The sequence below is a fragment of the Niallia sp. CD-39 genome (genome assembly GCF_059874745.1).
On the sequence record NZ_JCBCPS010000001.1, the window covers coordinates 901,460 to 913,671 of the forward strand.

General features: G+C 39.9%; 9 protein-coding genes. All 9 read right to left on the reverse strand.

What is annotated here, in order from left to right; genetic code table 11:
* Positions 1 to 17 precede the first annotated feature (17 nt).
* Positions 18 to 809: a transporter substrate-binding domain-containing protein gene (locus tag AC6F34_RS04625; RefSeq protein WP_500769409.1), complete on the reverse strand. Its 792-nt coding sequence runs from the start codon at positions 807 to 809 to the stop codon at positions 18 to 20.
* 226 nt (positions 810 to 1,035) lie between these two features.
* Positions 1,036 to 1,473 carry a BrxA/BrxB family bacilliredoxin gene (locus AC6F34_RS04630; protein ID WP_500769411.1) on the reverse strand — a complete coding sequence of 146 codons (438 nt, stop codon included), beginning with the start codon at positions 1,471 to 1,473 and terminating at the stop codon, positions 1,036 to 1,038.
* 196 nt (positions 1,474 to 1,669) lie between these two features.
* Positions 1,670 to 2,737, reverse strand: a complete 1,068-nt coding sequence (meaB, locus tag AC6F34_RS04635) for a methylmalonyl Co-A mutase-associated GTPase MeaB (RefSeq protein ID WP_500769413.1) — start codon at positions 2,735 to 2,737, stop codon at positions 1,670 to 1,672.
* On the reverse strand, positions 2,734 to 4,911 hold the full coding sequence (gene scpA / locus AC6F34_RS04640) for a methylmalonyl-CoA mutase (protein ID WP_500769415.1): 2,178 nt from the start codon (positions 4,909 to 4,911) through the stop codon (positions 2,734 to 2,736). Before scpA ends, meaB begins: the two co-directional genes overlap by 4 nt.
* On the reverse strand, positions 4,908 to 6,686 hold the full coding sequence (locus tag AC6F34_RS04645; RefSeq protein ID WP_500769417.1) for a methylmalonyl-CoA mutase family protein: 1,779 nt from the start codon (positions 6,684 to 6,686) through the stop codon (positions 4,908 to 4,910). The genes scpA and AC6F34_RS04645 overlap by 4 nt, the downstream gene beginning before the upstream one ends.
* Positions 6,687 to 7,106: 420 nt before the next feature.
* Positions 7,107 to 8,423 (reverse strand): dihydrolipoamide acetyltransferase family protein, encoded by a 1,317-nt coding sequence (locus AC6F34_RS04650; RefSeq protein ID WP_500769419.1) that lies wholly within the window; start codon positions 8,421 to 8,423, stop codon positions 7,107 to 7,109.
* Positions 8,424 to 8,501: 78 nt separating this feature from the next.
* On the reverse strand, positions 8,502 to 9,485 hold the full coding sequence (locus AC6F34_RS04655) for an alpha-ketoacid dehydrogenase subunit beta (protein ID WP_500769421.1): 984 nt from the start codon (positions 9,483 to 9,485) through the stop codon (positions 8,502 to 8,504).
* An 18-nt stretch (positions 9,486 to 9,503) separates the two neighbouring features.
* Positions 9,504 to 10,502 (reverse strand): thiamine pyrophosphate-dependent dehydrogenase E1 component subunit alpha, encoded by a 999-nt coding sequence (locus AC6F34_RS04660; protein WP_500769423.1) that lies wholly within the window; start codon positions 10,500 to 10,502, stop codon positions 9,504 to 9,506.
* Between the two features lie 280 nt (positions 10,503 to 10,782).
* Positions 10,783 to 12,204, reverse strand: a complete 1,422-nt coding sequence (gene lpdA / locus AC6F34_RS04665) for a dihydrolipoyl dehydrogenase (RefSeq protein WP_500769425.1) — start codon at positions 12,202 to 12,204, stop codon at positions 10,783 to 10,785.
* Positions 12,205 to 12,212: the final 8 nt, after the last annotated feature.

A 12,212-nucleotide genomic window follows, 5' to 3' on the forward strand; every position in this document is an offset into this window, starting at 1 on the left:
AAAATTAAATGAATGATTTATTCACCTGCAAACCATTTCTTAATAATCTCTTCTAGTTCACCGTTTTCAATCATTTCTTGAAGAGCTTTATTAAACTCTTCTGTTAATTCACTTTCTTTCGGGAATGCAATCGCATAGCCTCCATCAGCGTCTTCAATCGTAAATCCTGCTAAATCAGGGTTGTTTTCTAAGTGACCCGCTGCCACTGTGTCTTCAATGATTGCAGCATCTAAACGACCAGATTTAATTTCTTGAAGCAATTCAGGAATTCGGTTTCTCGTATCAACTGTCAAATCAATCTCTTCAGCTAATTCGTCTGCCTTGTCTTTTTGAATCGATCCTAGTTGTGCACCAATTGTTTTGCCATTTAGATCTTCAATTGTTTCAAATCCACTATCTGCATTAGAAACAATTACATGTTTAGAAGTATAGTAGATTTCACTGAAGTCAACATTTTCACGACGTTCATCCGTAGCTGACATCGCTGAAAGTACAAAATCAACTTGTCCTGTATTTAACGCTTGTATCAATCCAGCAAACTCCATATCCTCAATCTCAAATTCATAGCCTAGCTTTTCAGTAATTGCTTTTGCAATATCCACATCTAATCCAATGATTTCTTCACTTACTGCTGTGTCTATATATTCGAATGGTGGATAATCAGCTGACGTTCCCATTTTTAGAACTTTTTTTTCTGCTTCTCCAGCATCTGACCCTGTGTTTCCTTCTGAACCGTTATCGCTTGTTCCACATGCTGCTAAAAAAAGCACTGCAAATGCAACAAACAAGAATGAAAATAATTTCTTCATTCGTATATCCTCCTGTCTATTTCTATATTATCATAGTAATCTAATTGTATTTTCGATTCGATACAATTAATAATTATTCATATAAATGTATTTTAACACATATTTATTCAGATGCAATATTATTTTACAAATATTATTCTATACAAAATAAATTAAATATTCAATTTATTTATTTGTGAAAAAAAACCGGCTTAAGAGCATTTCTTAAACCAGCTTTATGCTTTTATTAATATTCTTCACAATGTTGTTCAAAAGCTGCTTGCAACTTTTGAACGACTTCCATCGGCTCATGCCCTTCAATTTCATGACGTTCAACCATTGTAATGATTTTTCCGTCCTTTAACAAAGCAAACGAAGGTGATGATGGTGGATAATCAGTAAAGTAAGAACGAGCAGTTGCTGTTGCTTCCTTATCTTGTCCTGCAAATACAGTTACAAGATGATCTGGCCGTTTATCATAATGCACAGAATGCATCGCAGCTGGTCTTGCAATCCCGCCTGCACAGCCACACACTGAATTCACCATCACTAATGTTGTACCTTTTTTTGATAAAGCTTCTTCTACATCTTCACTCGTTTTTAATTCTGAATAACCAGCATAAGTTATCTCTTTTCTTGCTTGTTGAACCACATCATTCATAAATAGATTAAAATCCATATTCATTGATGCCTCGGCTCCTTTCGCTCTTTAAATGATTGATACTACTATCATAACAAGAGAAAACCTATTATTACAATCAAGAGTGCTTAAAAATAGGTTTTGCTCATCATTTTTTTGGGGATAGTATAGCAGACACCTAGATTCCCTATAACTATTCCCTAATCACTAAGCAAGAGCTCTCAATCCCTAGAGCGTTTGCTTAGTCTTTCTTTTCGTAAATAGTGAATAATTGATCAACAGCTGCAGAAACTGTCTGATTCCCTGAGGTCACATTGTTTTGAACAGTTGGCAATGCTTCCTTAACTGCACTATTTTGAAAGAATCGATATTGAAGGTGATCAACAATCATCGATTGTAACCAATCCTTCGTCTGAATTCTCCTTCTCTCTTCTAATACGCCTGAAGAAGATGTCGCTTGTTTAAATTGTTGAATAACTGCCCAGATTTCACTAATTCCTTCATGGTAAAGGGCTGAGCATGTATAGGCTTTCGTTTGCCACCCTTTTGTCGCAGGTTGTAAGAAATGCAGAATACGTTCGTACTCTGATTTTGTTTTTACTGCTTGCGCTCTATTTTCTCCGTCCGCTTTATTCACCACAATTGCGTCCGCAAGCTCCATAATGCCTTTTTTCATTCCTTGAAGCTCATCTCCTGCACCTGTTAAAACAAGTAGCATGAAAAAATCCACCATTTCACGAACAATGACCTCGCTTTGACCGACACCTACAGTTTCAACGATGATCACATCACAGCCAAATGCCTCGCATAATAACATTGTTTCCCGTGTTTTTCGATGTACTCCCCCTAATTTTCCTGAGGATGGGGATGGACGAATAAAAGCAAGCGGATGACGAGAAAGCTGCTCCATTCTTGTTTTATCTCCTAAAATGCTTCCCCCACTAACACTTGAGCTAGGATCAACAGCAAGCACAGCTACTTTCAAGCCAAGATCGCAGAGCTGCATCCCGAACGATTCTATAAATGTGCTTTTACCTGCACCAGGCACACCTGTAATTCCGATTCGAATGGCATTACCCGTTTTAGGGAGAATCTCATGCAGCAAGCTTTGTGCTTGGTGAAAATGATGTTCTGCATTGCTCTCAATTAAGGTAATGGTTCTGGCAAGCGCTGCTCGATCTCCATTTACGAGCCCTCTTTCTAATTGAACGAGATCGAGCTCTTGTTGCTGCTTTCGGCGAAATTTCGTTTTTTTATATCCTATAGGCTTAGGGTCCTCTCCACTCTGCCGTATAGATTTATCTCTCATTCCGCCGACACTTCCTCATAGCCTAATCTATCGTAAATTTTTCTAATTACCTTTTGTGCGGCCACTGGAATAACTGTCCCTGGACCAAAGATGGCAGCAGCCCCATTATTCAATAAGAAATCGTAATCTTGAGCTGGAATAACTCCGCCTATGACGACAAGAATATCTTCACGTCCTAGTTTTTTGAGCTCTTCAACTAGCTGAGGGAGCAAAGTTTTATGTCCAGCAGCTAGCGAACTAAAACCAACGACATGGACGTCATTTTCGACAGCTTGCAAGGCTGTTTCTTCAGGAGTTTGGAAAAGTGGGCCAATATCAACATCAAACCCTAAATCACTAAATGCAGTCGAAATCACTTTTGCTCCACGGTCATGTCCATCTTGTCCCATTTTTGCAATGAGGATCCTTGGGCGTCTTCCTTCATTTCCAAGAAATTCATCTGTCATTTCTTTCACTTCAGCAATTGCTTCCTCATTTGAATAAGCAGAGCTATACACACCACTTATAGATCGGATCATTGCTTTATGCCTTCTTGCCACTACCTCAATTGCATCAGATATTTCACCCAGTGTCGCCCGAGCTCGAGCTGCTTTTACTGCGAGATCAAGAAGATTGCCTTCTCCCGTTTCACAGGCTTTAGTGATTGCGGCTAGTGCTACTTGTACTTCTTTCTCATCACGACTTGCCTTTAATTGCTCTAATCTTTCGATTTGCTTCAATCGAACGGCTGTGTTGTCGATATCTAAAATTTCGATTGGCTCTTCTTGTTCTAAACGGTATTTGTTCACACCGATAATGATTTCCTCACCAGAATCAATTTTCGCTTGACGTTTGGCTGCTGCCTCTTCGATTTTCATTTTCGGAAGGCCCGTCTCAATCGCTTTTGCCATGCCTCCAAGACTTTCAATTTCCTCTATATGAACCCAAGCCTTTTCAATTAATTCATTTGTTAATGCTTCTACGTAGTAAGAACCGCCCCACGGATCAATAACATCCGTAATGCCCGTTTCCTCTTGTAAGTAAAGCTGTGTATTGCGGGCAATTCTTGCAGAGAAATCCGTTGGCAACGCAATTGCTTCATCCAATGCATTCGTATGCAATGACTGCGTATGTCCCATCGCCGCCGCATGCGCCTCAATTAATGTTCTAGTAACATTATTAAATGGATCTTGCTCTGTTAAGCTCCATCCCGAAGTTTGTGAATGTGTCCTTAATGCCATCGCCTTGTCATTTTTAGGATCGAAGGTTTTCATCATTTTTGCCCAAATGAATCGTGCTGCACGCATCTTAGCAACTTCCATAAAGTAATTCATGCCAATTGCCCAGAAGAACGACAACCTTGGTGCGAACACATCAATGTCAATTCCCGCTTTGATTCCAGTGCGTACATATTCCAATCCATCAGCTAGCGTATATGCAAGCTCTAAATCAGCAGGTGCTCCAGCCTCCTGCATATGATAGCCAGAAATGCTAATGCTATTGAACTTTGGCATATACGTAGACGTGTATTCAAAAATATCTGCGATGATTTTCATCGACATTTCTGGAGGATAAATGTACGTATTCCGAACCATATATTCTTTTAAGATATCGTTTTGAATCGTTCCTGAGAGCTTTTCTTGACTAACGCCTTGTTCCTCGGCAGTCACGATGTAAAAAGCCATAATCGGTAGAACTGCACCGTTCATCGTCATTGAGACAGACATCTGATCAAGCGGTATGCCATCAAAAAGTATTTTCATATCCTTAATTGAATCGATTGCAACTCCCGCTTTACCTACATCTCCTACAACACGAGGGTGATCTGAGTCATAGCCACGATGTGTCGCTAAGTCAAAAGCGACAGATAATCCTTTCTGTCCCATTGCAAGGTTTCTGCGATAGAAGGCATTGCTTTCCTCAGCAGTCGAAAAGCCTGCATATTGCCGTACAGTCCACGGTCGATTTACGTACATTGTTGGATAAGGACCTCTTGTAAATGGAGCAATTCCGGGATAAGAATCCATATGTGTAGCAGAGGCGATATCGTCTTTTGTATATAATGACTTAATTTTAATTTCTTCGTTTGTTTCAAATAATAACTCGTCAAGATCAAGTTTTACTTGCTCATGGACAGATTGTCGATCTTGGTTATTCTTATTCATTTTGATTGAGTGAAAATCTGGTTTACTCATCCCTCATTCACCTCCATTTCTTCTAAAAGTAGCTTGCATTCACGATAACAATTGCTTCCAATATGAATGAATTTATCGATTTCAACAGGTGCGAAAGCTTCACTATTCTTACCAGCAACGTAGACTGCTTTTACATTTGCAGCCTCTTTTACAATTGATAAATAAGTTGAACCATTCTTATCATACTCTTCATCAGATCCGCATACGACGATCCATTTAGCTTTTGTCTCATTCAAATAATTAGTCACATCAGCTGTTGAATGGATCGGTTTACTGCGTTCAATGTCGACACCTGCTGGAGAATAGAAGCTCGCAATAAAATCTGCCCTTGCTTTATGTGTTTTTAAATCACCTAAGCAAAGTAATCCTAACGTCGAATTTTTACCGGATTGACGCAAGTTTTCGGCTTTTTCTCGTAATTGTTCATATGGGACAGATAATCGTTCTTGTTTCAGATTAGGAATACTGATCATCGTTTGCGTCTGCTCATTTAGCTGCAACGGCTTATCTTGAGGGTTAGCATACATATTTGTTCCAATGATGCTTTTCTTTCTCATATATGTCTGCTCTAGTCTTGCCTGTAAGACTTCTTCTATTTCATTTTGGATCAACCCTTTTGCAAGCGACGCCTCATACCCACCATGCTCTTCCACCTTCAAGAAATACTCCCATGCGCTATTCGCAATTTCTTCTGTTAGAGCTTCAATATAATAAGAGCCACCACCAGGATCATATACATGTGAAAGATTTGATTCATGTTTTAAAAGCAATTGTACATTGCGAGCGATTCGCTCAGATGAAGGTGTCGTTTTCCCAGTAATCGCATCAAATGGGCGAACATGTAGATACTCCACACCGCCTACTACTGCCGCGAATGCTTCATTCCCAGAACGCAGCATATTTACATATGGATCATACTTCGTTTTCGTAAAATGAGATGTAGCCGCGGTAATGGTCATGCCTCTATTTTGTGGGAGCACATCATATGCTTCAGCAATTTTGCTCCAAAGCATCCTCGCTGCACGTAGCTTTGCAACCTCAGTGAAAAAAGCAGCTCCTATCTCAAATTTAAAAATAAATGTTTGAAATATATCATCAAGTGAACAATTCTGCTGCTTCAACTTTTCTATGTATTCCACTCCTAATGCAAGTGCTATGGCAATTTCTTGCGAAGCACTCGCTCCAGCTCTATGAAAAGGAGACGCATCGATCATGACTGTTTTTATATTTGACGAGACCTGAATCGCTTCTTTTATGCAATTAGTCCATTCACTCTTATGATTCACTAATGGATTATACGCAATATACCCAGTTGCCTTATTTTTAGAAGACTCGTTATTTAACAACTGCACAAGCTCACGAAAAGGTGAATTTACTTCAAGTGCAAATGTCTGTCTTCCCCCTTGCTTTTTTAACACAGCCATGATCTCTTCAGCTGTCATACCATCTGTATCAAAGGAAATCGTTGTTTGCCCACGTTCCAACGCGGTTGAAAGTTGCTGACTCAGCTCATCAACACTTTCTCCTTTAATTGTTTGAGCAACCTCCCAGCCCTTCATTCCATTTCCGCGACGAAAGTCAGCCGCACCTGGAAACTGGCTTAGTCCATCCCAGTTGTCACCTTTCAAGTAAAGCGTTTTCAATTGTATGCCTTCAATTGTTTTTTTAGCAATTGAGTGAAGTGGCTTTCCTTTTATAGATGAAACTGCTTTCTCTTCCCATTGCTGTTCTGTTGCATTTTCAAACTGTACATGCATCATCTTATTTATATCCATATTGTCTGCCAAGCTCTCCTTGACAGCTCTCCCCCCTTCAAACGTAAAAATGAATTGTTGCTTGAAGTAAAAAACAAAAAATATTCTAATAATATAATTTATTTTAGTACACATGGAATAAACAAGCAATCATACGAGGGCAATCTTAGTTATACAAAATGAAAAGATAACATTCGATTATCACTTTAGCCGAGCGCTTCAATCAGGTAATGCTTCCACACCATAAGATTAAGAACTGTAGCTAGCCTGTCTTTGACTTATAATTTGAAGAGCAAGTCAATGAAGTAGTTAGTAGGAATCACAGGCACTCTGCTGATCAACCTTTTTATCGAAGAATTAATTTACATATAAAAAAACAGCCCGACGAAATTCGCCTTGGGCTGTTTTATAAGGATAAAGAGACGTCTCCCTTTTTATCCATTAATAGACAGATGTGTTTTCCTTAGAAGTGTTTTCTAAGATTTCTTTCACACGTTGTAGGAATTGGCCACATACAAGACCGTCTAATACGCGGTGGTCAAGAGACATACATAGGTTAACCATATCACGTACAGCAATCATGCCGTTGTCCATAACAACTGGGCGCTTCACGATTGATTCAACTTGAAGAATCGCAGCTTGTGGGTGATTGATGATTCCCATTGATTGAACTGAACCGAATGAACCAGTGTTGTTTACAGTGAATGTACCACCAGACATTTCAGCGCCAGTTAGTTTACCAGCACGTACTTTTCCAGCTAGTTCACCAATTTCACGAGCGATGCCTTTGATTGTTTTTTCGTCAGCATTGCGAATAACTGGAGTGTAAAGAGCATCTTGAGTCGCTACAGCGATGTTTAAGTTGATGTCTTTCTTACGTACGATTTTATCGCCAGCCCACATAGAGTTGATTTCTGGGTACTCTTTAAGCGCTTGAGCAACAGCTTTTACGAAGAAAGCGAAGAAAGTAAGGTTGAAACCTTCTTTTTTCTTGAACTCACCTTTGATTGAGTTACGGTACTCAACAAGGTTTGTTACGTCAACTTCCATCATTGTCCAAGCATGTGGAGCTTCGTGCTTACTCTTAAGCATGTTTGCAGCGATCGCTTTACGCACTCCAGATACAGGGATTTCTTCATCTCCTGGTACTACAGGAACGTTTGTAGCAGCAGCTTTAGCTGGTTTAGAAGCCTCAGCTTTTGGAGCAGCAGCCTTAGGAGCTTCTGCTACTTTTGGTGCTTCTTCTTTAGGAGCAGCTGCAGCAGTTGGAATGTTTCCAGACTCGATGATTTGTTGAATGTCTTTACGAGTGATTCTTCCGCCTGCACCTGAACCAGTTACTTGATTAAGGTCGATACCGTGCTCTTGAGAAAGCTTTAATACTGCTGGAGAGAAGCGTCCACGTGGTGCGTCAGCATTTGGAGCTGAAGCTGGTGCAGTTGTTGCTGCTTGTGTGCTTTCTTCAACTTTAGGCTCTTCCGTTTTTGCTGGTGCTTCAGCAGCATCAGAAGACCCACCTTCTGTTTCAATAGTTAGGATGACTTCGCCTACTTCGTAAGTTCCATCTTCCTCAGCGATTAACTCTTTAATTACTCCATCAAAAGATGAAGGAACCTCAGCGTTTACTTTATCAGTCATAACTTCTGCTAAAGGATCGTATTTGTTTACTTTATCTCCTACAGAAACTAACCATTTTGTAATTGTACCTTCTGTAACACTCTCACCTAATTGAGGCATTGTAATTTTTTCGATAGCCAATGCATTTACCTCCTTAGTACTTTCACTGCTAGATTTAGGAGGGGGATCAATTCCCCCTATATACGTTTAAATGAAATCTTAGAATTCAGCAAGCTCTCTCATTGCTTTTTCTACTTTATCTGGATTCACCATGAAGTATTTCTCCATTGTTGGTGCATATGGCATTGCTGGTACATCTGGACCTGCAAGACGCATAATTGGAGCATCAAGATCGAATAGGCAGTTTTCAGCAATAATTGAACCAACCTCACCCATAATGCTTCCTTCTTTATTATCTTCAGTTAACAATAGAACTTTACCTGTTTTAGAAGCAGCTTCAATGATTGCTTCTTTATCAAGAGGGTAAACTGTTCTTAAGTCTAATACATGTGCTGAGATACCATCTTTTGCAAGCTTTTCTGCAGCTTGAAGTGCAAAGTGTACACATAGACCGTAAGTGATAACTGTAATGTCTTCACCTTCACGTTTAACGTCAGCTTTGCCGATTGGCAATACATAATCATCCTCAGGAACCTCACCTTTGATTAGGCGGTATGCACGTTTGTGCTCGAAGAACATAACTGGATCGTCATCACGAATCGCAGCTTTCAATAATCCTTTTGCATCATACGGAGTTGATGGCATAACAATTTTTAAACCAGGTTGATTAGCGAAAATCGCTTCTACCGATTGTGAATGATATAGCGCACCGTGAACTCCACCACCGTAAGGCGCGCGGAATACCATTGGAGCTGTCCAGTCATTGTTTGAACGGTAACGAATTCTTGCCGCTTCAGAAATGATTTGGTTAACTGCTGGCATGATGAAGTCAGCAAATTGCATTTCAGCGATTGGGCGCATTCCATACATAGCTGCACCAATACCAACACCAGCGATTGCTGATTCAGCTAGAGGTGTATCAAGTACACGGTCTTCTCCGAATTTATCATATAATCCATTTGTTGCTTTAAATACGCCACCTTTACGGCCAACGTCTTCCCCAAGTATAAATACTTTAGGGTCTCTTTCCATTTCTTCACGCATTGCTAATGTAATCGCGTCAATATAAGACATTACTGCCATGATCTATTTCCCCCCAACTTATTCTGCGTATACGTGCTTAAGTGCATCTTCTGCTGGTGCATAAGGTGCTTTTTCAGCGTAATCAGTTGCTTCGTTTACGATTTTCATAATACGATCGTTCATTTCTTTTTCTGACTCATCTGTCATAATTCCAAGATCTTTTAAGTAAGCAGCAAATGTAATAATAGAATCTTTCTCTTTCGCTGCAGCAACCTCTTCACGATCACGGTAGCTACGATCATCATCATCTGAAGAGTGAGGTGTTAAACGGTAAGATACTGTTTCAATTAATGATGGCCCTTCACCACGACGGCCACGGTCAGCTGCTTCTTTTACCACTTTGTAAACTTCTAATGGATCGTTTCCATCAACAGTTACACCAGGCATACCGTATCCAATTGCACGATCTGATACTTTCTCACAAGCTAATTGCTTTTCGATTGGTACAGAAATTGCATATTTATTGTTTTCACACATGAAAATAACTGGTAGGTCATGAACACCTGCGAAGTTGGCACCTTCATGGAAATCTCCTTGGTTAGAAGAACCTTCACCAAATGTTACAAACGTACAAAGGTCTTTTCCTTCCATTTTTCCAGCTAACGCAATACCAACTGCATGTGGTACTTGAGTTGTAACTGGGGAAGAACCTGTTACGATGCGGTTTTTCTTCTGACCAAAATGTCCAGGCATTTGGCGTCCACCAGAGTTTGGATCTTCAGCTTTAGCGAATGCTGAAAGCATTAAATCCTTAGGTGTCATACCGAAAGCAAGAACTACACCCATATCACGATAGTATGGAAGTGCATAGTCTTTTTCACGATCTAATGCAAATGCAGCACCTACTTGTGCAGCTTCCTGTCCTTGACAAGAAATAACGAATGGAATTTTACCTGCACGATTCAATAACCACATACGCTCATCAACACGGCGAGCAAGAAGCATTGTTTCGTACATTTCTAATACTTGTTCATCACTTAAACCTAAAGATTTATGACGGTTTTTAGTTTTACCCATTTCATAACCTCCTAAATATATGTCTTATTGCATTACAACCAATTACAATAATAAGGGCAGTTCGCCTTAATGTGATCATTAAGGGCACATGCACTTTACTACCTTAGTCTAGTTCTTACCGCACCAACCTACTCTAACGACATAGCATTTGATTCGAAGGAGTTCCGGACCTCTATCGATCAATGCTTATGCTTTTAAGCTCTGTGGATCATGCCAACAGTGCCACACGATGTGGCGTTACTGTTGGCGCGGGGCTGTGCAAGGTGCTTACACTTTCTTTTTACCCGTGGATTGCTTTTCCATCAACTGCTAATGCAGCTTCACCGATTGCCTCAGACAATGTTGGGTGAGGATGGATTGTATGAGCAACTTCCCAAGGAGTTGCGTCTAATACTTTTGCAAGTCCAGCTTCAGAAATCATATCTGTAACATGTGGTCCAATCATATGAACGCCAAGAATGTCATTTGTTTCTTCATCAGCAACGATTTTAACAAAACCGTCAGACTCACCGAATACTAATGCTTTACCGATTGCACGGAATGAGAACTTGCCGATTTTTACTTTATGGCCTTGTTCTTTCGCTTGGTCTTCTGTTAAACCAACGCTTGCTGCTTCAGGTGAAGAATAGATACACTTAGAGATTAAGTTGTAATCAATTGGCGCTGGCTTTTCATTAGCGATATGCTCTACAGCATGAATACCTTCATGTGAAGCAACATGCGCTAATTGTAATCCACCAATTACATCACCAATAGCATAGATATGAGATTCTTTCGTTTGGAAATCTTCGTTTACAACGATGTTGCCTTTTTCCAATTGAATATCAGTGTTTTCTAAGCCAATGCCTTCAGTGTTCGCTTGACGTCCTACAGACACAAGTAACTTTTCAGCAGTGAATTCTTTTTGCTCGCCTTTCACTTCAGCAGAGATTGTAACGCTGTTTGCATCTTGCTTTAAAGTTTCAGGCAATACTTTTGCATTTGTAACAATGTTGATTTTACGTTTTTTCAATAGACGCTGCATTTCCTTAGAAATTTCTTTGTCTTCAGTCGGAATGATACGATCTGCGTACTCAACAACCGTTACTTCAGCACCGAAATCAGCTAGCATAGAAGCCCACTCAATACCGATTACTCCGCCACCAACAATTACGATTGACTTTGGAATCTCTTCCATAGAAAGAGCTTCATCAGAAGTCATCACGTTTCCACCGATTTCTAAACCAGGCAATGTTCTTGGTCTTGAACCAGTTGCAACGATTACGTTTTTAGGAACTAACATTTCGTTTTCTTCTCCACTTGCTAATTCAACCGAAATTGTTCCAGCAGTTGGTGAGAAGATTGAAGGTCCTAAAATACGTCCAATTCCTTCAAATACGTCGATCTTTCCTTGTTTCATTAAGTGTTGAACACCTTTATGAAGTTGATCAACGATTTTGCCTTTTCTTTCTTGAACTTTTGCAAAGTTCACAGAAACATCGCTCGTTAATACTCCGAACTCTTCGCTGTTTTTTGTTTGAGAATAAACTTCAGCACTTCTTAATAAAGCTTTACTTGGGATACAACCTTTATGAAGACAAGTTCCACCAAGTTTTCCTTTTTCAACAATAGCTGTTTTTAATCCTAGCTGAGAAGCACGAATTGCTGCTACATATCCGCCAGTTCCTCCACCAAGAATGACCAAATCATACTCTTGTGCCATGATGATTC

What these genes read in the sequence shown, in the direction of transcription:
- scpA (WP_500769415.1), bottom strand. Translation starts at nt 4,911, where the DNA reads ATGAGTAAACCAGATTTTCACTCAATCAAAATGAATAAGAATAACCAA.
- AC6F34_RS04660 (WP_500769423.1), bottom strand. Translation starts at nt 10,502, where the DNA reads ATGGGTAAAACTAAAAACCGTCATAAATCTTTAGGTTTAAGTGATGAA.
- AC6F34_RS04645 (WP_500769417.1), bottom strand. Translation starts at nt 6,686, where the DNA reads ATGGATATAAATAAGATGATGCATGTACAGTTTGAAAATGCAACAGAA.
- AC6F34_RS04630 (WP_500769411.1), bottom strand. Translation starts at nt 1,473, where the DNA reads ATGAATATGGATTTTAATCTATTTATGAATGATGTGGTTCAACAAGCA.
- AC6F34_RS04625 (WP_500769409.1), bottom strand. Translation starts at nt 809, where the DNA reads ATGAAGAAATTATTTTCATTCTTGTTTGTTGCATTTGCAGTGCTTTTT.
- lpdA (WP_500769425.1), bottom strand. Translation starts at nt 12,204, where the DNA reads ATGGCACAAGAGTATGATTTGGTCATTCTTGGTGGAGGAACTGGCGGA.
- AC6F34_RS04655 (WP_500769421.1), bottom strand. Translation starts at nt 9,485, where the DNA reads ATGGCAGTAATGTCTTATATTGACGCGATTACATTAGCAATGCGTGAA.
- meaB (WP_500769413.1), bottom strand. Translation starts at nt 2,737, where the DNA reads ATGAGAGATAAATCTATACGGCAGAGTGGAGAGGACCCTAAGCCTATA.